We start from the raw sequence: 18,765 nt of genomic DNA, 5'->3' as shown, positions 1-18,765 counted from the left end.
GACACCGGCTCACCGTCCAACGATCGAGCCGGGAAGGGGAGCCAGAGCCTGCGCCACCGGCGGGGTGTGGGTCAGCGGGTGAGCAGGGCGACGGTCAGTCCGGGGCGCGGCCAGACCCGTACGACGGTGTAGTCGGCGCGCAGCGCGTCGCCCTTGGGGCCGGCGACGGCGGCCAGCGGGTCGTCGCGGCGACCGGCCACGACCAGCCAGACCCGCTCCGCGCCGGCCAGGCACCCGGCCGGGCGGGCGCACTCGGCGGCCCACAGGTCGCCCCGGCGTGCCTGGTCCTCCGTCACCAGCACGTCGCGGGGCCGACGGTCGCCCAGGTGGTACGCGAGACCCAGGTCGAGGAAGAGCCAGCTCTGGCGGGGGGAGTAGACGACCGCGTCGCCCGGCCGCTGACCGTCGGCGACGATCCGGGCCGCGCCCCGGTAGTCCACCGTCGCGCTGCGCGGCCACTCGTGGGTACGCCGCAGCGCCGCCTGGTCGGGCAGCCCGAGGAGCCCGGTCAGAGCGACGACGGCCAGCGCGGGCGGCAGTGGCACCGTCGCCAGCGCCGCCCCGGCGAGCAGGCAGCCGAAGGGCACCACGAAGACGAGGTACCGGGGCACCCAGAGCGGTACGACCAGCCCCGCGGCGAAGAGCAGCAGCACGGGCAGCAGCACGGCGAGCCCGGGCAGCAGGGCGCGCCGGCCCAGCCGTGCCGCGCCGAGCGCCGCGAGGCCCACCAGCACCCCGCCCACCACGCCGCTCTGCGCCACCCCGCCCGCGAGGGCGGCCAGGTCGTCGGGACGGGCGGTCGCCACCCAGCCGAGCTGTCGGGAACGCTGTTCCCTGGCGAGCAGCACCAGCGGTGCCAGCAGCAGCACGGTGGGCAGCAGGGCGAGCGCCCAGCGCAACGGGCGGTTCGGCGGCCCCGTACGGCGGCCGGCGAGCACCGCCACCGCGTGCGCGGCGAGCAGGGTGAGCGCGACCAGGTGGGTGAGCCCGAGCGCGGCCACGGCGGCGGCGTACCCGGCCCAGCGCGCCCACCGGGGCCGGGCCGTCGCCTCGACCAGCAGCAGGGTCGCCAGCACCGCCAGGAAGGTGGCCAGCGCGTACGGGCGGGCCTCCTGGCCGTACCGCGAGGTGCCCGGGAGCACCGCGAGGAGCAGCCCGGCGAGCAGCCCGGCCCGGGCACCGAGCAGGCGCTGCCCGAGGAGCGCGGTCAGCCCGGACGTGGCGGCCATGGCCAGTGCGGCGGGCAGCCGCAGCGCGGTCACCGAGTCGCCGAGGACGGCCACCCAGGCGTGCATGAACAGGTAGTAGGGGCTGGTGGCGGCGTCGATGGTGCCGGCGAGGCGGACGAGCTCCCCGGGCGACCTGCTCGCCGCGCTCCAGGTGGCCAACTCGTCGCGCCACGGCTGCGCGTGGTCGATCCCGGTCAGCACGACGGCCAGGGTGGCCAGTGTCGGCGCGATCCAGATCAGCCGGCCCGTGCGATCCGGCCCGCCCACCGCCTCGCGCACCGGCGGGACGCGCTCGCCGGGCGGGTCAGCGGAACCGGTCACATACCGCAGCGTCACACAGTCCGGCCGCCGGGTGCGCCGATCCGCCGATCGCGCGCCGGCGTCAGCCCTCGACCGCGACCCGTGCCTCCCGCCGGCTCACGCTGATCCGCAAGGCGACCGGCCACCCGGCCGCGAGAAGGGTGGCACCGGCCGGTGGGACCGGGCCCCCGACCGGTCTCGCCGCGTCCCCGTGGCGTGGCCCGTGATGTGGGATCCGGCACGTGGTCTTTGGCCGGCCCCCACCGGGTGTGGCAGCATGACTTCCATGACCGCCGCTGTCGTCCGCCGCTTCGTGGCCCGTCGCCACGTCGACTACGGCCGCGTGCGCAGCGCGATCTGTCCGGCCCACTGACGACGCCCGACCACTCTGTCTCGGGCGCGCCTCGCGCCGGCTGTTTCGACACCGTTGTCGCCAGCCCGTTCCGACGGGCCGGCCGTGCGCCTTGCGTGTCCCCGAGGCACCGCAGACAACGGAGGACGCCGCCATGGCGGTCAGCAGCATCCCGGCCCGGGCCGGGGACCCGACGTCCCCCCGACCGGCCCGGACCCCCCGCCGGCCCCGAGGTGAAGGTCAGTGGGCGCTCGGTCACCGCGAGCCGCTCAACCCCAACGAGCGGATCAAGAAGGACGACGACCCGCTGAACGTACGGGCCCGGATCGAGAACATCTACGCCCACCACGGGTTCGCCTCGATCGACCCGCAGGATCTCCGGGGTCGGTTCCGCTGGTGGGGCCTCTACACCCAGCGCAAGGCGGGCATCGACGGCGGCCGTACGGCCGTGCTGGAGCCGCACGAGCTGGAGGACGAGTTCTTCATGCTCCGGGTCCGGGTGGACGGGGGCGAGCTGAACCTGGCGCAGCTGCGGGTGGTCGCGGACATCTCCCGCGAGTTCGCCCGGGACACGGCCGACATCACCGACCGGCAGAACATCCAGTACCACTGGATCCGGGTCGAGGACATGCCGGAGATCTGGCGTCGCCTGGAGTCCGTCGGCCTGCAGACCACCGAGGCGTGCGGCGACTGCCCCCGGGTGGTGCTGGGCAGCCCGGTCGCCGGGGTGGCCCGCGACGAACTGCTCGACCCGACGCCGGCGGTCGACGAGATCGTCCGCCGGTACGTGGGCGACAAGGCGTACTCGAACCTGCCGCGCAAGTTCAAGACCTCCATCTCCTGGCTGGTCGACACCCCGTACGAGGCGAACGACATCTCCTTCCTCGGCGTGGACCACCCGGACCACGGGCCCGGCTTCGACGTCTGGGTCGGCGGCGGCCTGTCCACGAACCCGATGCTGGCCCAGCGGCTCGGCGTCTGGGTGTCGCTGGACGAGGTGCCGGACGTCTGGGCGGGCGTGGTCGGCATCTTCCGCGACTACGGCTACCGCCGGCTGCGCAACCGGGCCCGGCTGAAGTTCCTGGTCGCCGACTGGGGCGTGGAGAAGTTCCGCGAGGTGCTGGAGAAGGAGTACCTGGGGCGGGCGCTGCTCGACGGCCCGGCCCCGCAGCTGCCCGACCGGCCGGTGGACCACATCGGGGTGCACCCGCAGCGCGACGGCCGCCACTGGGTGGGCGCCGCCCCCGTGGTGGGCCGGGTCTCCGGCGGGCAGCTCGCCCGCCTGGCCGACGTGGTCGAGGCGCACGGCAGCGGGCGGGTGCGGCTCACCCCGTACCAGAAGCTGCTGGTGCTGGACGTGGCGCCGGAGCGGACCGACTCGCTGGTGCGCGAGCTGCGCGGGATCGGCCTGGAGGCGCAGCCGTCGGCCTGGCGGCGCGGCACGATGGCCTGCACCGGCATCGAGTACTGCAAGCTGGCCATCGTCGAGACCAAGGCGCGCGGCGAGGAACTGGTGGCCCGGCTGGAGGAGCGGCTGCGCGACTTCGACGCCGACATCTCCATCCACCTCAACGGCTGCCCCAACGCCTGCGCCCGCACCCAGGTCGCCGACATCGGCCTCAAGGGTCAGCTGGTGGTCGGCCCGGACGGCCGCCAGGTGGAGGGCTTCCAGGTCCACCTCGGCGGCGGGCTCGGCATGGCCGAGGGACAGACGGCCGGGTTCGGCCGCAAGCTGCGTGGTCTGAAGACCACCGCCGATGAGCTTCCGGCGTACGTGGAGCGGCTGGCCCGGCGTTACCTGGCGGGCCGGGAGGCGGGCGAGACGTTCGCCAACTGGGTGATCAGGGTCGACGAGGAGGAACTCCGATGAGCGATCGAAGCGAGCGAATCAGCGGTGCCGTGGGGCCTCGTCGCGGCGCCGAGCGAAGCGAGGTGACGCGATGAGCGAAACCCGTTCCGCGCCGCTGTACTGCCCGTACTGCGGCGAGGAGGACCTGCGGCCGAGCGAGGCCGGCCACGGCGCCTGGGAGTGCCACGCGTGCGCCCGGGTGTTCACGGTGAAGTTCACCGGCCTGCTCGGCCGGGCGGTGGCCCGGTGAGCGGGGGCACGGGCGAGCGGCCCGGCCTCGTCTCGGCGGCGGGCCTGGGCCTGGTCGGCCTGGGCGCCCCGGCACCGGCCGACGCGGCCCGGCGCGACCCCGACGAGCTGCGCGCGCTGGCCGAGCGGGCCGGCCGGGAGCTGGAGGGCGCGCCCGCGCTGGAGATCGCGCGCTGGGCGGCCGAGACCTTCGGCGACCGGTTCTGCGTCACCAGCTCGATGGCCGACGCCGTGCTGGCCCACCTGGTCTCCCGGGTCGCCCCGGGCGTGGACGTGGTCTTCCTCGACACCGGCCTGCACTTCCCGGAGACGCTCCGGGTCCGCGACGAGGTGGCCCGGACGCTGCCGGTGAACGTGCGGTCGATCCGGCCGCGCCTGACCGTGGGCCAGCAGGACGGCCAGTACGGCCCGCGCCTGTTCAACAAGGCCCCGGACGACTGCTGCCAGCTGCGCAAGGTGGAGCCGCTGGAGCGGGCGCTCGCCGGCTACGACGCCTGGGCCGCCGGGCTCCGCCGGGACGAGTCGCCGACCAGGGCGAACACTCCGGTGGTGACCTTCGACGCGCGCCGGGGCAAGGTCAAGGTCAACCCGATCGCGGCCTGGCGGCAGGCCGACGTGGACGCCTACGTCGCCCGCTGGAACGTGCCGGTCAACGAGCTGTTCAAGCAGGGCTACGGCTCGATCGGCTGCTGGCCCTGCACCCGCCGCACGAAGGCGGGGGAGGACCCCCGGGCCGGCCGCTGGGCCATGTTCGAGAAGACCGAGTGCGGACTGCACGTCTGACCGGGCCGGTCCCGGGCTCTCCCGCGCCGGGGGCGCCCGGGCCGTGGGGACCGGTCGGGCTGCCGCGACCGCCCGGGTCGCCGGGGGTGGCCGGGTCGCCGGGGGTGGCCGACCCGGTGGTCCTGGTCGCCCACGGCAGCCGGGACCCGAGGGCCGCCGAGGCGACCCGGGCGCTGGCCCGGGCCGTGTCGGCCGCCCGGCCGGGCACGCCGGTGCTGGCGAGCTGGCTGGACCACACCGAGCCGGGACCGGCGACCGTGCTGCGGAACCTGGCCGCCGCCGGGCACCCGCGGGCCGTGCTGGTGCCGCTGCTGCTCACGGCGGCGTACCACCGGCGGGTGGACGTCCCGGCGGCGGTCGCGGCCGCCCGGGAGGCGGGGCCACCGATCGCGGTACGGGTGACCGACGTGCTCGGCCCAGCCGACGGGGAGGTGGACGCCGGTCTCCTGGCGGGTCTGCGCCGGCGGCTGGGTGAGGCGGGGCCGGGGCGTTTCGACGGGCTGGTGCTGGCCGCGGCGGGCACCAGGGACGCCCGGGCGCGCGGGTCGGTGGGCCGGGTGGCCGCCGCGCTGAGCGCCGGTCTCGGCGTGCCCACCCGCGTGTCGTACGCCTCGGCGGCCCCGCCGGCCGTCGCGGCGGCGGTGGCGCGGCTGCGGGCCCGGGGCGCCGGGCGGGTGGCGGTGTCGGCGTACTTCCTGGCTCCGGGCCTGTTCCACGACGCCGTCGCCACGGCTGCCCGGGGCGCCGGTGCGGTGGCGGTGTCCGCCCCGCTGACCGACGCGCCGGAGCTGGCCGATCTGGTCCTGCGGCGCGTGGACGCCGTGAGCCGGGTGGCCGGGCTCACGGCCGGCCCATGATCGGAGGTCGACTCCGCCGGGTATGCAGACGGCATGTGGACAGCAGTACGCCCCGGCGGGCGTACCCGGCCGGGGCGTACTGCTGGTGCGTGGGGATCAGGCGGAGTGAGCGCGCAGCACCCGGAGGCCACCGCGGCGCTTCACAGCCCGCCGTTCCTCCTCGCTCATCCCGCCCCAGACGCCGGCGTCCTGACCGGACTCCAGCGCCCACTGCAGGCACTGGTCGGTCACGGAGCAGCGCCGGCAGACGGCCTTGGCCTGCTCGACCTGCAGGAGAGCCGGCCCGGACGTCCCGATCGGGAAGAACAGCTCCGGGTCCTCGTCGCGGCAGACAGCATGGTGACGCCAGTCCATGGCGGCAACACTCCTCATTCTGGGTGGGTGGCAGATATTGCTTCTGTTGCTTTTCCTATATGCATCCGCAGCGCCGAATGGTGACGGTTCGCGTACGCCTATTCGGCAGTGCGTGAGCAGGCTGTGTCGGCCCCGCGGACCTGCTGGAACAGCTCAACCTGACGAGCATATCCAGGCAATGTCCCGGCAACTCAAGTTCGCTTGTGAATACTTTCACGAACGCCCGGGATGTCAAGGGTGACGCTCGGAAAAACTCCGGGCGGTGAGCAAGCCCACAACCCCTTTGTCCGGATTCCAGCGCCTTCCTGGTTACCCGGCGTACCACTGTCGAGGATCAATATAGTACAGTCCGCGTGACATTGCTGACATTTCCGGCACCTGCCCCTCGGTGTGGCGGCCGTCGCATCGGTCCGGTGTCGCGACCGCGTCGACCTACGGCAGTACCCGAGACCTAGCAGATTACTCTCAGTGCGGCGGGAATGGATGTGAATCTGACTTTCTCCCGCTCGCCAAGGTAGTCGCCGTCGAGCTGGAACGCCTGCGGACGGGCCGAGACCAGGGTGAACTCCGCGACATCGTGCAGCCGCAGCACCTGGCGGCCGTGCGGATCCGGCGTCCGGGAGAAGAACTGCGTCACTGTGCGTGTCGTGCTGGCCACCCGGAGCTGTCGCAGGGCGAGCACGTCCAGGCCCAGATCGAACGACGCCTCCGGGTTCGGGTTGACCTCGCGGTCGCCCAGGTACGTCCAAGGCGCGGTGTTCTGGATGATGACCGTCGCCAGCTCGCCCTCCGCCGGCTCGCCCGGGCGCTCCAGGCTGATCGCCGGATGGCGGCGGTCGGAGTTGAGGAAGTACTGGGCCACGGTGGACCGGAAGTAGAGGGAGGGGGTCGAGACCCGGCCCCGCCGGCGGGCCTGCTCCACCCGGTGGATGACCGCCGCGTCGACGCCGAAGCCCGCGCAGAAGGTGAAGTAGCGGTCGTCGGCCCGGCCGAGCCCGATCGTCCGGTACCGGCCCAGCCGCAGGCCCTCCAGGATCATGCTGGTCCCGTCCGGCCAGTCCCGGGGCAGGCCCAGCGCCCGCGCGAAGACGTTCGTCGAGCCTCCCGGCACGGTCGCCAGGGCGGGCAGCCGCTCGGCCGGCGTGGCGCCGTTGGGCAGGGTCGGCGGCTGCGCCGTCATCAACCCGTTCACGACCTCGTTCACCGTGCCGTCGCCACCCAACGTGACGACGACGTCGACGCCCTCCTCGGCCGCCTCGCGCGCCAGGTCGGTCGCGTGCCCCCGTCGCCGGGTGTAGCGCACGGAGAGGTCGACTTCGCTGCGCAGTGCCCGGACCAGGACGTCCCGGCTGCGCTCGCTGGTGGTGGTGGCCTTCGGATTGACCACCAGGACGGCCCGCATGGGCGGCACTGTACCGCGCGCCACCACGGGTATCGTGGCGCGCGTGACCATCGACTCCGACCCGATCCCCGTCACCCTCCGCTGGGCGGTCCGGTTGCTGCGGGCCGAGGCGGTCGCCGTGGGACTGGTCGCCGCGTGGCTGCTCTGGGCCGATCTCACCGCCACCACCACCGACCTCACGTCGGCGTTGCTGGTGACCGCGTTCGCCATCGGCGCGGCGGCGGCCCTCTGGGCGCTGGGCGGCGCGCTGACGCGCCGGAGGGCGGGAGCCCGGGCCCCGGCGATCGTGCTCCAGCTGATGCTGCTGCCGATCGGCTGGTTCATGGTCCAGGGCGGGATGGCGTGGCTCGGCGTACCGCTGATGGCGCTCGGCCTCGGCATGACCGCTCTGCTGGTCAGCACCCCCACCACCCGGGCCCTCGGCTTCGAGTGACCCCGCCGGGCCGCGTGGGCGCGGCGTCGGGCGGGCGGTCAGTAGCCGGAGGCGCGGCGGGTGAGCAGCGAGATGGTGGCGCGGCCGTCGGCGGCCGTCGCGGCCGCCGAGGTGGTCAGCGCGGTGAGCACCTTCCAGGCGAAGGACGACTCGGCGGGAAGCGTGGCGCCACGGACGGTCGGCACGGTCACCTCCACGGTGAGCGCGTCGTCCGTGACCGCGAAGCGGCAGTCGAGCTCCGCGTCGCGGGTGGCGATGGCGAGCAGCATCGCGCACGCCTCGTCGACGGCGATGCGCAGGTCCTCGATCTCGTCGAGGGCGAACTGCAGTCGCGCCGCGAGCCCCGCGGTGGCGGTACGTAGCACCCCGAGGTAGCCCCCGTCCGCGGGCACGGTGAGGTGCACGACGTCGTCGTCGGTCGTCGGCTGCCCGGTCAGTTGAGTCACCACTCATCCCCCCGGTCGGGGACTCTACCCGCTCGGTCGTCCGGACGTGTGGGGACCGCCACGTCCCTGTGCGGCGAGGGCGGTCAGGGCGTCCCCGCTGAGCCGGTAGGGGACCCACTCCTTCATCGGCTGCGCGCCGATCGAGGCGTAGAAGCTGGCGGCCGGGTTCCAGTCGATCATCCACCACTCCAGCCGCTGGTAGCCCCGCTCCACGCAGATCGCGGCCAGGGCGGCCAGCAGCGAACGACCCGCCCCGGTGCCGCGCGCGGCCGGGCGGACGTAGAGATCCTCCAGGTAGATGCCGTGCACGCCGGCCCAGGTGGAGAAGTTGAGGAACCAGAGCGCGAACCCGATCGGCTGGTCCCGGCCGTCCACCGCCACGTGGCCGTGCAGCGCCGGGGCCGGGCCGCGACTGCTCCGGCCCGGCGCGTCCGACGCCGCGCCGCGTGGCGCGGTCCCGAACAGGGCGGCGGTGAGCTGCTCCTCGGTGAGGTGGCACTGGTCGGCGGCGCGTTCGTACTCCGCCAGCTCGTGCACCATGGCGACGACGGCCGGCACGTCCTCGGGACGTGCCGGCCGGATCGTCGGCGGACCGGTGAGGGTCACGCCTTCTTGGTCTCCCAGAAGATCTTGGAGATCTCGTCGATCTTCTGGAGCAGCTCGTCGGCCTTGGACGGGTCGGTGCCGCCCTTCGCGCCGGCGGCGCCGGCCAGCTTGGTGGCCTCGTTGAACAGCTGGTGCAGGTGCGGGTACTTCTCGAAGTGGGCCGGCTTGAAGTAGTCGGTCCACAGCACCCACAGGTGGTGCTTCACCAGGTCGGCGCGCTGCTCCTTGATCAGGATGGCGCGGGTGCGGAACTCGGGGTCGGTGTTGGCCTGGTACTTCTCGCAGATCGCCTTCACCGACTCGGCCTCGATCCGGGCCTGGGCCGGGTCGTAGACGCCGCAGGGCAGGTCGCAGTGGGCGCTGGCGGTAACGCGGGGCGTAAGGATGCGCGGAAGTCGCATCAGGATCCTCCATGGGAAGTTTGCGATGATCCAAGACGACATTACTCCTGGACGCGCTCCGGGGAGGCCGGGTGGAGGGGAAACCGATGGGGACCGATTACCCGGCGGTGGGCCCCCGGTTGCGGTGGCCGCTGACCGCCGTCCTGGTGACCGGTCCGTCCATGTCGCCCACGCTGCGGCACGGCGACGCGGTGCTGGTCCGCCCCGGCGGCCGGGCGGTGCGCCCCGGCGACGTCGTGGTCGCGGTCTTCCGTAGCCGTCCCGACCTGCTCGTGGTCAAGCGCGCGGTGCGCGCCCAGGACGGCGGCTGGTGGCTGCGCGGCGACAACGACCTGGTCACCGACGATTCCCGGGCGTACGGGGTGGCCGACGTGCGGGGCCGCGTGGTGGCTCGCTACTGGCCCCGGCCCGCGCGGGTGCGCCCGCGTCGGATATGACCCCGCTCACACCGGTGTGACGGTGGCGACACTATGCTCCAGACGTGCCCGGGTGACCCCCGCACCGCGTGCCGCCGCTCGACGCCTCACCTCGCGTCCGCGCCGGCCGCCCCGTCTGCTCGACAGATCCTGGAGTCACCATGTCATCGTCCACCGTGGACCCCGCTGATCCCGTCTTCCGGCTGCACCGGGGCGGCAAGATGGCCGTCGCCTCGACCGTCCCGCTGACCAGCCGCGAGGACCTCTCCCTCGCGTACACCCCGGGCGTGGCCCGGGTCTGCGAGGCGATCGCCGCCGACCCGAGGCTCGCCGACGACTACACCTGGGCGGCGCACACCGTCGCGGTTGTCACCGACGGCTCGGCCGTACTCGGGCTCGGCAACATCGGCCCGCGCGCGGCGCTGCCGGTGATGGAGGGCAAGGCGGTGCTGTTCAAGCAGTTCGCCGGGGTCGACGCGGTGCCGGTCTGCCTGGACACCCAGGACGTCGACGAGATCGTGGCCGTGGTGCGCGCGCTGGCCCCGTCGTTCGGCGGGATCAACCTGGAGGACATCAGCGCCCCGCGCTGCTTCGAGGTGGAGCGCCGCCTCGACGAGGCCCTGGACATCCCGGTCTTCCACGACGACCAGCACGGCACCGCGATCGTCGTGCTCGCCGCCCTGCGCAACGCCGCCAGGCTGCTCGACCGCAAGCTCGGCGACCTGCGGGTGACGGTCAGCGGCGCCGGCGCGGCGGGGGTCGCGGTCACCAAGATGCTGATCGCCGGCGGCGTGAACCCCGACCAGGTGGTGGTCTGCGACTCCAAGGGGATCATCGGCCGGCACCGCTCCGAACTGACCGGCACCAAGGCCGAACTGGCGGCGGGCACCAACGCCGGCGGTCGCGAGGGCGACGTCACCGAGGCGCTGCGCGACGCGGACGTGCTGATCGGCGTCTCGGGCGGGCAGATCCCGGAGGCGGCGGTCGCCGGCATGGCCCCCGGCGGCATCGTCTTCGCGCTGGCCAACCCGACGCCCGAGGTGCACCCGGAGGTGGCCGCCCGGCACGTGGCGGTCGTCGCCACCGGCCGCAGCGACTACCCCAACCAGATCAACAACGTGCTGGCCTTCCCGGGCGTGTTCCGGGGCGCGCTGGACGCCCGCGCCACCCGGATCACCGAGGGGATGAAGGTCGCCGCCGCCGACGCCATCGCCGGCGTGGTGGCCGAGTCGCTCACCGCCGAGGCGATCGTCCCGTCCCCGCTCGACCCCCGGGTCGCCCCCGCGGTGGCCGAGGCGGTGGCCGAGGCCGCCCGCCGCGACGGCGTCACCCGCTGACGATGTGAGAAGGGCCCTTCCCCGTCGCCCGGCGGCGGGAAAGGGCCCTTCCTCGCGTCGGTGCCCTTCTTGTCGGGGGCCCGGCTTGTTACCGTGCCGATCATGCGTGCCGCCTACGTCTCCCGCTTCGACGACGCCAACCCGCTCGCCGCGCTCGCCGTCGGCGAGCAGCCCGAGCCGACCCACCCGGCCGACGACTGGGTGACCGTGCAGGTGCGGGCCAGCTCCCTCAACCACCACGACCTCTGGTCCCTGCGGGGGGTGGGGCTGCGCGCCGAGCAGCTCCCCATGATCCTCGGCTGCGACGCCGTCGGGGCGGACCCGGACGGCAACGAGGTCGTCGTCTACCCGGTGATCCCCACCCCCGGCGACCCGCGCGGTGTCTCCATCCTCTCGGAGCACTTCCCCGGCACGCTGGCCGAGCGGGTCGCCGTACCCCGGTCGAACCTGCTGGCCCTGCCGGCGGGCCTGGCGGCTGCGGACGCGGCCTGCCTGCCGACCGCCTGGCTGACCGCCTGGCGGATGCTGACCACCGTGGGCCGGGTCGACGACGCGGACGCCGTGCTGGTGCAGGGCGCCGGCGGGGGCGTGGCCACCGCGGCCGTCGCGCTCGCCGCCGCGATGGGCAAGCGGGTGTACGCGACCAGCCGCGACGCCGTCAAGCGGGAGCGGATCGCCGAGCTGGGCGCGACCGCCGTCGAGCCCGGCGCCCGGCTGCCGGAGCGGGTCGACGTGGTCGTCGAGACGGTCGGCGCGGCCACCTTCGACCACTCGCTGAAGTCCGCCGCGCCGATGGCCCGGATCGTGGTCTCCGGCGCCACCGCCGGGCACGAGCCGAAGGTCAACCTGCGCCGGGTCTTCGCCATGCAGCTGGAGATCCTGGGCACCTCGATGGGCACCCCCGACGAGCTGGCCGCCCTGCTCGCGTTCTGCGCCGAGCGCGGCGTGCGCCCGGTGGTGGACACCGTGGTCCCGTTCAGCGACGTCGCCGACGCCTTCGCCCGCCTGCACTCCGGCGACGTCTTCGGCAAGGTCGTCGTCGACCACACCGCCTGACCGGCGCAGCGGCTGGCCGCCCGGGCCGGGTGTCGTCGTGCCCGGGGCGGTTGTCGCGCGCTCCGACGGTCGGTGCCCGGGCGGTCGTCGCGCTCCGACAGCGGGTGCCCGGGCGGTCGTGGGGGCTTCGACGGTCGGTGCCCGGGTGGCCGGCGTGCGCGGGTGGTCGGTGCCCGCGTCATCGACGCCCGGTTGGCCGGCGTGCGCGGTGTCCCTCCGCCGGGGTCAGAGGCGGTTGTCGAGGGTGGCGATGTCGTCGCGGGCGGCGTCGGTGGGGATGCGGCCCTTGGCGGCCGGGTCGCCGTAGAGCGACCAGCGCAGGAACTCGACAGTGGTGTCCGAGACCACCCGCAGCGCGGCGCCGTCGCTGAGCAGCGCCCGGCCGTGGTCGCCCTTCGGCAGGCTCAGCATCGCCTTCGGCCAGGGCACCCTGTCGTAGGCGGCCTTGCCTGCGGCGTACTCGACCACCTCGTCGGCCTCGCCGTGCACGAAGAGCTGCGGGGCGGCGGCGCCCGCGAAGGCGGTACCGACGCCGAGCGCCGTGCCGGCGAAGACGACCCCGGCGTCCAGCCGCTCGTCCCGGCCGGCGGTGAACAGGCCGATGGTGGTCACCCCGCCGCCCGAGTGCCCGGCCGCCGCCACCCGGTCCGTGGCCAGCCGGCCGCGCAGCGGGTCGCCAGCGCGGGCGTCGAGGGCGAGCACCTGGGTCAGCACGTACGACACGTCGGCCGGCTGGTTGAGCACGTCGAGCACGTTGCCGTCGCCACCCCGGGCGGTGTGCGGGAAGGTCGGCGCGGCCACCACGAACCCGGCCGCCGTCCAGCGGGTGAGCAGCGTCTCGTAGTCGGCCGGCCGCCCGTTCAACCCGTGGCTGAACATGACGACGGGGAACCTGCCCGTGGCGGCGTCCGCCGACCGCTCCGGCTGCCCACCGGGCTTCCCGGCCGCCGGGTACCAGACGGTCACCGGCAGCGGTCGCTTCCCGTCGCGGTTCAGCTTCAGTTGGCGTACGCCGACGGCGAAGGCCTTGTCGGGCGCGGTGCCGGCGGGCACCTGCGGGGTGGGGGCGGCCGCCTGCACGGGCGGCGCCGGGGCCGTCACCTGCGGAGCCGCCGCCTGCGGGGCCGGCCCGGCGTCGTCGGAGCAGCCGACCAGACCGGCGGTGAGCAGTGCGGAGGCGAGCAGGGCGGGGGTGACACGACGCGGCATGGACCGATTGTGCCTCGCGACTCGCCCCCGCCCCCCAACGATCGCCACCCAACCCCGCCCCACACACCCGCACCGCCGCCACCCCGGCGCTCTGCACCCGCACCGCCGCTTACCCCGTCGCGCCCACCTTTCCCGTCGCGCCCGACCTTCTCGGCCTTCACCCTGTAGCGCCCGCTTGCAGCCCGAAACACCCCGGAGCGCCCGCAGCCACCTCGTGGCACCCGGTGATCAGGACGGCATGGACGTATCCCGGCCCGTTTGAGGTACATGGCGTCCTGATCACCGCTGGTTCGTCCGGCGGTGCCTCCTCAGGGGCCCGTTGCCGGAATGGGGCCGGGGAGGGGACGGGAGCGTCAGCCGATCATGGGTGGTGGTCGGTGGCGGGTGGTGGCGCGGAGGCGGGTCAGGTCGGCGGCGTCCTTGTCCCGCCGGGGCCGGTCCGGCATCCAGACGGGGAACATCTCCTTGAACTCGATCTGGGCGGCCACGGAGATCACCGGGACGGTCAGCGCGCCGATGCGACCGGGCGGGCCGGCCAGCATCCCGTCCGGCAGCGCCGTGCCCGCCCAGGGCCCGGCACCCACCACCACCTGCCCCGTCGCGTCCCGCGCCAGGTACGCGACGCTCATCTCGACGTCCTCGCGGACGAGGTCGAGCTGCACGTCGACGGGCATCCGGGGGTCGGGCCGCCAGCCGTGCCCGCGCAGCAGGCCGGTCAGCCGGTCGGCGTCGGCGCGCCAGCAGTACCAGTCGACGTCGACATGCGGCCGAGTGATCTCACCCAGGTGGAAGTCCGTCGCCCAGCCGCCCCGCAGCCACACCTCGATGCCGGCCGCCGACGCCAGCCCGGCCAGTTCCGCGATGCCGTCCAGTTGCCGCCCCGCGAGATCGTCCACGGCGGCACCCTAGCCGGACGGTCCTCCCCGCGTACGCGCCTTCGCACGCTCGGCCCGCGGTTCCGGGCCGGCGCGGGGGGTCAGCGGGCGGGGTGGGTCTCGAACGCCGTCACGCCGGGGCGGCGGGCGTCGCCAGGTAGGCGGCGGCCGGCGGCCGGGTCGCCGTAGAGCGTCCAGCGGAGGAAATCCGTGGTGGTGGCCAGGACCTGGTCGAAGCCGGGCAGTCCCGGGGTGAGGTATTCGCCGTGGCCCTGCCCGAGCAGGCTCAGGAAGGCGGTCGGGCCAGCCGTGCGGTGGTACGCGGCGCGGCCGACCGTCACCGGCACGATCCTGTCCGCCGTGCCGTGCACGAAGAGCAGCGGGACCGCCGGCCCGGCGAAGCTGCCGGCCGTTCCGCCACCGGCGATCACGATGCCGGCGCGCAGCCGCCCCGAGCGCCCGGAGGTGAACATGCCGGCCGTGGTGAAGCCGCCCGCCGAGTGGCCGGCGGCGGCGACCCGGGCGACGTCGAGGTGCCCGGCGAGCGGGTCCCCGGCCCGGGTGTCGAGCCGCACCAGGTGCCGGATCAGCCGCCAGCCGTCGGCGGGCTGGTGGCGTACGTCGGCACGGCTGAACCGGGCGGCGCCGCGCCGGGTGTGCGGGTAGGCCGGGGCGGCCACCACGAACCCGGCGGCGGCCCAGCGCGCGGTCAACCCGGCGTGCAGCTCGGGCAGGCTGTGCAGCCCGTGGCTGTAGACCACCACGGGGAAGCGCCCGGGGGCCACCGCGCCGCCGTCGGCCGGGTACCAGACGGTCACCGGCAGGGGGCGCGCCGAGGTCGGGTCGACGGTGAACGTGCGTACGCCGACGGCGTAGGCGGCCACGGGCGCCGGACGGGCCGGCGGCGGTGCGCCGGGCGCGGCGGCTCCCGCCGGGGCGCAACCGGCCAGCAGCGTCGTCATCAGTACGGCGACCAGCCGCTTGATCCCCACCGTTTCACGGTAGGTGCCCGGCGGCCCGCAGCGGCCCCGCCGTCCGGACCGGACGCCCCCGCCACCCGGCCGGATCGCCTCCACCGGCCGGCTCGACCTGACCCCGACGCGGGCGTGGAGGACGGCGGCACGGGACCGGCTTGGCTAGGGTCACCGCCATGCCTGAGAACCGCGCCGACCCGAGCGGCAACACCGAGGCGTTCCGCGCCTACGCCCACACCCCCGAGCCCGAGGCGCCGGCCGGCGCGTCCCGGACGCCGCTGCTCGTCGGCGCGGCGGCGGTCGCGGTCGTGCTGGTCGCCCTGCTCGCCTGGCTCGCGCTGGGCTGAGCGGCGTGGAGCCACCGGGGGCGGGCACGCCCGGGTACGCGTCAGCCGGCGGCCTCGACCACGGCCCGGGTCTGGAGGGCGATCTCGCGCTCCTCGTCGGTGCCCACGACGCAGACGGTCACCTCGGCGCCCTCCGGTGAGATGACCCGGTCGCCGGAGGCGGCGTTGCGCCCGGGGTCCACCGCGATGCCGAGCCGCTCCAGGCCGGCCAGGGCGGCGGCGCGGACCGGCGCGGCGTGCTCGCCGACGCCGGCGGTGAAGGTGACCGCGTCGACCCGGCCGAGCAGGGCGTAGTACGCCCCGACATAGCCGGTGATCCGCCGGCAGTAGACGTCGAAGGCGAGCGCCGCCGCCGGGTCGCCGTCCGCCCGGCGGGCGAGCACCTCGCGCATGTCGTTGGCGCCGGTCAGCCCGAGCAGGCCGCTGCGGTGGTTGAGCAGGTCGTCGATCTCGTCGACGGAGAGCCCGCCCTCGCGGCGCAGGTGGAAGATCACGGTCGGGTCCAGGTCGCCGCTGCGGGTGCCCATCACCAGGCCCTCCAGCGGGGACATCCCCATCGAGGTCGCCACGCTCCGGCCGCCGGCCACCGCGCAGGCGCTCGCGCCGTTGCCGAGGTGCAGGGTGATCGTGTTCACCTCGGCGTACGGGCGGCCGAGCAGCTCGGCGGTGCGCCGCGACACGTACGCGTGCGAGGTGCCGTGGAACCCGTAGCGCCGGATGCCGTACCGCTCGGCGGTGTCCCGCTCGATCGCGTAGGTCGCGGCGGCCTCGGGCAGGGTGTGGTGGAACGCGGTGTCGAAGACGGCGACCTGCGGCACCTCCGGCAGCGCCGCCCGGGCGACCTCGATGCCGGTCAGGTTGCCGGGGTTGTGCAGCGGCGCGAGCGGGACCAGGTCGCGGATCGCGGCCAGCACCGCGTCGTCGATCAGCACCGGCTCGCCGAACCGCTTCCCGCCGTGCACCACCCGGTGCCCGACGGCGGCCAACCCGGTCAGGTCCAGCCCGTCGAGGATGCCCCGGACGGCCGTCTCGTGGTCGGCCGGTCCGCCGCCGGCCTCGCCGACCCGCTCCACGGTGCCCTTGTCGACCACCCGGTCGCCGTCGAAGAGCCGGAACTTCACCGACGACGACCCGCAGTTGAGGACGAGGACGCGACCCGCCGGGCGGGGCTGCGGGGCGGCGGGACCGTTCATGACGACTCCTCGGTGGCGGCGGCCTGGATGGCGGTGATCGCCACGGTGTTCACGATGTCCGGCACGGTGGCGCCCCGGGACAGGTCGTTGACCGGCCGGCGCAGGCCCTGCATCACCGGACCGACGGCCACCGCCCCGGCGGAACGCTGCACCGCCTTGTACGTGTTGTTGCCGGTGTTCAGGTCCGGGAAGATGAAGACCGTGGCCCGGCCGGCGACCTCGCTGCCGGGCAGCTTCGTCGCCGCCACCGCCGGGTCGATGGCCGCGTCGTACTGGATGGGCCCCTCGACGAGCAGGTCGGGCCGGCGCTCGCGGACCAGCTTGGTGGCCGCCGCGACCTTCTCCACGTCGGCGCCCGCCCCGGAGCTGCCGGTGGAGTAGGAGAGCATCGCGATCCGTGGCTCGATGCCGAACCGGGCGGCGGTGTCGGCCGAGGAGATGGCGATGTCGGCGAGCTGGGCGGCGTCCGGGTCGGGGTTGACCGCGCAGTCGCCGTAGACCAGCACCCGGTCGGCGAGCAGCATGAAGAAGACGCTGGAGGCGACCGAGACGCCCGGCACGTTCCGGATGATCTCGAAGGCGGGCCGGATGGTGGCGGCGGTGGTGTGGGTCGCGCCGGAGACCATCCCGTCGGCGTGCCCCGTCTGCACCATCAGGGTGCCGAAGTAGTTCGCCTGGGCGACGACGTCGTGGGCCAGGTCGAGGGTCACGCCCCGGTGCGCGCGCAGCTTGGCGTACGTGGCGGCGAACTCGTCGCGCCACTCGCTGGTGACGGGGTCGACCACCTGCGCGCCGGTGATGTCGATGCCCAGTTCGCGGGTGCGTCGCGCGATGTCGTCCGGGCGGCCGAGCAGGGTGATGTCGGCGACGCCCCGGCGCAGCAGGATCTCCGTCGCGCGCAGGATCCGTTCCTCCGCCCCCTCGGGCAGCACGAGGTGCCGGCGGCGGGCCCGGGCGCGGTCGATCAGGTCGTACTCGAACATCAGCGGGGTGACCCGCGCGGAGCGGCTGACCCGCAGCCGGCGGGCCAGGTCGTCGGTGTCCACGCAGCGCTCGAACGCGCCGAGCGCGGCCTCCACCTTGCGCGGGTTGGCGGCGCTGGGTCGCCCCTCGATCCGGCTGGACGCGGCGACGGTGTCGTAGCTGTCGCTGGGCACGGAGAGCACCGCGAGCCCGGTGTTGAGCCCCTCGACCAGCCGCATCGCCCGCGGGTCGGGCTGCTCGCCGAGGGTCAGCACGAGCCCCGAGACGGAGACCTGCCCGGCCACGTGCGCGGCGCTCGCCGCCACCAGCAGGTCGGCCCGGTCGCCGGGGGTGATCACCAGAGCGCCCTCGGTCAGGTGGTCCAGCAGCGTCGGCACGTGCGCCGCGCCGACCACGTAGTCGAGCACGTCGCGGCTGAGCGCGTCGTCGTCCCCGGCGAGCAGGGTGGCGCCGAGCGCCGCCGCCACCTCGGCCACCGTCGGCGCCGACACGGTCGGCACCTCCGGGATGGCGTACGTGGGCACGGGCAGCTCGGGCAGCGTCATCGGGCCGGAAACCCGGTTGGCGATCACCGCCAGCACCGTCGCCCCGAGGTCCGCCAGATCGTGGTACGCCCCGCGTGCGGCGGCCGCGATCGCCGCCGGCTCCTGCCCGAAGCCGTCGACGACGGGCACCACCACGCTGCCGAATTCGGTGGCCAGCCGGGCGTTGAAGGCCAGCTCGCGGGGGCCGGCCCCGTCGCCGCCGTCGGCGAAGTCGCTGCCGACCACGACCACGGCGGGGCAGCGCCGTTCGACTTCCCGGTACCGCTCGACGATGCCGGCGACGAGCTGTTCCCGCCGCCCGTCGGCGACCAGCGCGGTCGCCTCGGCGTAGCTGGTGCCGCTCAGGTCGGCCAGCGGAAGCTCGATCCGGTAGCGGTCACTGAGCAGGGCGAGGATCGGGTCGGGACCGTCCCCGCGCACCAGCGGCCGGAACGCGCCGATCCGCTCGACCTGCCGGGACAACAGCTCGGCCAGGCCGAGGGCGATGGTCGACTTTCCGCCGCCGGACCCCACGCTGGTCAGGTACACACTCCGCGCCACCCACCCACCCTAGGAGATCTTCGGACTC

The 18,765-nt window shown here is 74.8% G+C and carries 20 protein-coding genes; 9 read left to right on the top strand and 11 right to left on the bottom strand.

What is annotated here, in order from left to right:
- Window positions 1–71: 71 nt before the first annotated feature.
- Complete coding sequence (locus DER29_RS22625) at window positions 72–1,496, bottom strand: glycosyltransferase family 39 protein (protein WP_121400128.1); 1,425 nt, start codon at window positions 1,494–1,496, stop codon at window positions 72–74.
- A gap of 539 nt (window positions 1,497–2,035) precedes the next feature.
- Between DER29_RS22625 and DER29_RS22620 the strand changes: the two genes are divergently transcribed.
- From DER29_RS22620 to DER29_RS22605, 4 genes are all read left to right on the top strand, one after another.
- Entirely contained in the window at window positions 2,036–3,751 is a 1,716-nt protein-coding gene (locus tag DER29_RS22620) for a nitrite/sulfite reductase (protein WP_121399685.1), read from the top strand.
- A 70-nt stretch (window positions 3,752–3,821) separates the two neighbouring features.
- On the top strand, window positions 3,822–3,980 hold the full coding sequence (locus tag DER29_RS34695) for an IS1 family transposase (RefSeq protein WP_121399684.1): 159 nt from the start codon (window positions 3,822–3,824) through the stop codon (window positions 3,978–3,980).
- Window positions 3,977–4,762 carry a phosphoadenylyl-sulfate reductase gene (locus DER29_RS22610; RefSeq protein WP_121399683.1) on the top strand — a complete coding sequence of 262 codons (786 nt, stop codon included), beginning with the start codon at window positions 3,977–3,979 and terminating at the stop codon, window positions 4,760–4,762. Before DER29_RS34695 ends, DER29_RS22610 begins: the two co-directional genes overlap by 4 nt.
- An 86-nt stretch (window positions 4,763–4,848) precedes the next feature.
- Window positions 4,849–5,619 (top strand): sirohydrochlorin chelatase, encoded by a 771-nt coding sequence (locus DER29_RS22605; protein ID WP_121399682.1) that lies wholly within the window; start codon window positions 4,849–4,851, stop codon window positions 5,617–5,619.
- Window positions 5,620–5,715: 96 nt separating this feature from the next.
- Here the strand turns inward: DER29_RS22605 and DER29_RS22600 are convergent, their stop codons facing one another.
- Both DER29_RS22600 and DER29_RS22595 read right to left on the bottom strand, forming a co-directional pair.
- Entirely contained in the window at window positions 5,716–5,973 is a 258-nt protein-coding gene (locus DER29_RS22600; RefSeq protein WP_007072794.1) for a WhiB family transcriptional regulator, read from the bottom strand.
- 451 nt (window positions 5,974–6,424) lie between these two features.
- Window positions 6,425–7,375, bottom strand: a complete 951-nt coding sequence (locus tag DER29_RS22595; protein WP_121400126.1) for a diacylglycerol kinase family protein — start codon at window positions 7,373–7,375, stop codon at window positions 6,425–6,427.
- Window positions 7,376–7,418: 43 nt separating this feature from the next.
- On the opposite strand from DER29_RS22595, the gene DER29_RS22590 reads away from it, so the two are divergent.
- On the top strand, window positions 7,419–7,808 hold the full coding sequence (locus DER29_RS22590; RefSeq protein WP_121400127.1) for a hypothetical protein: 390 nt from the start codon (window positions 7,419–7,421) through the stop codon (window positions 7,806–7,808).
- A gap of 38 nt (window positions 7,809–7,846) precedes the next feature.
- Here DER29_RS22590 and DER29_RS22585 read toward each other — a convergent pair whose 3' ends face one another.
- The 3 genes from DER29_RS22585 to sodN are packed head-to-tail and all read right to left on the bottom strand — an operon-like array spanning window position 7,847 to window position 9,261.
- Window positions 7,847–8,254: an ATP-binding protein gene (locus DER29_RS22585; protein WP_121400125.1), complete on the bottom strand. Its 408-nt coding sequence runs from the start codon at window positions 8,252–8,254 to the stop codon at window positions 7,847–7,849.
- A gap of 24 nt (window positions 8,255–8,278) precedes the next feature.
- Window positions 8,279–8,860 (bottom strand): N-acetyltransferase family protein, encoded by a 582-nt coding sequence (locus DER29_RS22580; RefSeq protein ID WP_370040415.1) that lies wholly within the window; start codon window positions 8,858–8,860, stop codon window positions 8,279–8,281.
- On the bottom strand, window positions 8,857–9,261 hold the full coding sequence (gene sodN, locus DER29_RS22575) for a superoxide dismutase, Ni (RefSeq protein ID WP_091103276.1): 405 nt from the start codon (window positions 9,259–9,261) through the stop codon (window positions 8,857–8,859). The genes DER29_RS22580 and sodN overlap by 4 nt, the downstream gene beginning before the upstream one ends.
- A gap of 86 nt (window positions 9,262–9,347) precedes the next feature.
- On the opposite strand from sodN, the gene DER29_RS22570 reads away from it, so the two are divergent.
- From DER29_RS22570 to DER29_RS22560, 3 genes are all read left to right on the top strand, one after another.
- Window positions 9,348–9,698, top strand: a complete 351-nt coding sequence (locus DER29_RS22570; RefSeq protein ID WP_121399681.1) for a S24 family peptidase — start codon at window positions 9,348–9,350, stop codon at window positions 9,696–9,698.
- A 140-nt stretch (window positions 9,699–9,838) separates the two neighbouring features.
- Window positions 9,839–11,014: an NADP-dependent malic enzyme gene (locus tag DER29_RS22565; protein ID WP_121399680.1), complete on the top strand. Its 1,176-nt coding sequence runs from the start codon at window positions 9,839–9,841 to the stop codon at window positions 11,012–11,014.
- Window positions 11,015–11,107: 93 nt separating this feature from the next.
- Window positions 11,108–12,070: a zinc-binding dehydrogenase gene (locus DER29_RS22560; protein WP_199729537.1), complete on the top strand. Its 963-nt coding sequence runs from the start codon at window positions 11,108–11,110 to the stop codon at window positions 12,068–12,070.
- Between the two features lie 225 nt (window positions 12,071–12,295).
- Here the strand turns inward: DER29_RS22560 and DER29_RS22555 are convergent, their stop codons facing one another.
- From DER29_RS22555 to DER29_RS22545, 3 genes are all read right to left on the bottom strand, one after another.
- The gene (locus DER29_RS22555) at window positions 12,296–13,279 is read right to left on the bottom strand and encodes a chlorophyllase (protein ID WP_121399679.1); all 984 of its coding nucleotides are present in this window, start codon (window positions 13,277–13,279) and stop codon (window positions 12,296–12,298) included.
- 353 nt (window positions 13,280–13,632) lie between these two features.
- A complete protein-coding gene (locus DER29_RS22550) occupies window positions 13,633–14,175 on the bottom strand; it encodes a nucleotidyltransferase domain-containing protein (RefSeq protein ID WP_121399678.1) in 543 nt (180 codons plus the stop codon).
- An 80-nt stretch (window positions 14,176–14,255) separates the two neighbouring features.
- A complete protein-coding gene (locus DER29_RS22545) occupies window positions 14,256–15,116 on the bottom strand; it encodes an alpha/beta hydrolase family protein (protein ID WP_370040555.1) in 861 nt (286 codons plus the stop codon).
- Window positions 15,117–15,304: 188 nt separating this feature from the next.
- Here DER29_RS22545 and DER29_RS34690 point away from each other — a divergent pair, with 188 nt between their 5' ends.
- Window positions 15,305–15,475: a hypothetical protein gene (locus DER29_RS34690; RefSeq protein ID WP_199729505.1), complete on the top strand. Its 171-nt coding sequence runs from the start codon at window positions 15,305–15,307 to the stop codon at window positions 15,473–15,475.
- Between the two features lie 41 nt (window positions 15,476–15,516).
- Here DER29_RS34690 and DER29_RS22540 read toward each other — a convergent pair whose 3' ends face one another.
- Together DER29_RS22540 and pta are read right to left on the bottom strand one after the other, a co-directional pair.
- Window positions 15,517–16,668: an acetate/propionate family kinase gene (locus DER29_RS22540; RefSeq protein WP_121399677.1), complete on the bottom strand. Its 1,152-nt coding sequence runs from the start codon at window positions 16,666–16,668 to the stop codon at window positions 15,517–15,519.
- Window positions 16,665–18,737, bottom strand: a complete 2,073-nt coding sequence (gene pta, locus DER29_RS22535; protein ID WP_121399676.1) for a phosphate acetyltransferase — start codon at window positions 18,735–18,737, stop codon at window positions 16,665–16,667. The genes DER29_RS22540 and pta overlap by 4 nt, the downstream gene beginning before the upstream one ends.
- Window positions 18,738–18,765 lie beyond the last annotated feature (28 nt).

Origin of the sequence: Micromonospora sp. M71_S20 (genome assembly GCF_003664255.1) — a bacterium.
Classification (GTDB): Bacteria; Actinomycetota; Actinomycetes; order Mycobacteriales; family Micromonosporaceae; genus Micromonospora.
Note: the sequence above shows the minus strand (reverse complement) of the source record. Positions and strands in the feature narration are given on the sequence as shown.

Bases quoted from the DNA above. Each gene is read 5' to 3' on its own strand.
- DER29_RS22620 (WP_121399685.1), top strand. From the start codon at position 2,036: ATGGCGGTCAGCAGCATCCCGGCCCGGGCCGGGGACCCGACGTCCCCC.
- DER29_RS34695 (WP_121399684.1), top strand. From the start codon at position 3,822: ATGAGCGAAACCCGTTCCGCGCCGCTGTACTGCCCGTACTGCGGCGAG.
- DER29_RS22600 (WP_007072794.1), bottom strand. From the start codon at position 5,973: ATGGACTGGCGTCACCATGCTGTCTGCCGCGACGAGGACCCGGAGCTG.
- DER29_RS22595 (WP_121400126.1), bottom strand. From the start codon at position 7,375: ATGCGGGCCGTCCTGGTGGTCAATCCGAAGGCCACCACCACCAGCGAG.
- sodN (WP_091103276.1), bottom strand. From the start codon at position 9,261: ATGCGACTTCCGCGCATCCTTACGCCCCGCGTTACCGCCAGCGCCCAC.
- DER29_RS22570 (WP_121399681.1), top strand. From the start codon at position 9,348: ATGGGGACCGATTACCCGGCGGTGGGCCCCCGGTTGCGGTGGCCGCTG.
- DER29_RS22565 (WP_121399680.1), top strand. From the start codon at position 9,839: ATGTCATCGTCCACCGTGGACCCCGCTGATCCCGTCTTCCGGCTGCAC.
- DER29_RS22555 (WP_121399679.1), bottom strand. From the start codon at position 13,279: ATGCCGCGTCGTGTCACCCCCGCCCTGCTCGCCTCCGCACTGCTCACC.
- DER29_RS22545 (WP_370040555.1), bottom strand. From the start codon at position 15,116: ATGACGACGCTGCTGGCCGGTTGCGCCCCGGCGGGAGCCGCCGCGCCC.
- DER29_RS34690 (WP_199729505.1), top strand. From the start codon at position 15,305: ATGCCTGAGAACCGCGCCGACCCGAGCGGCAACACCGAGGCGTTCCGC.
- DER29_RS22540 (WP_121399677.1), bottom strand. From the start codon at position 16,668: ATGAACGGTCCCGCCGCCCCGCAGCCCCGCCCGGCGGGTCGCGTCCTC.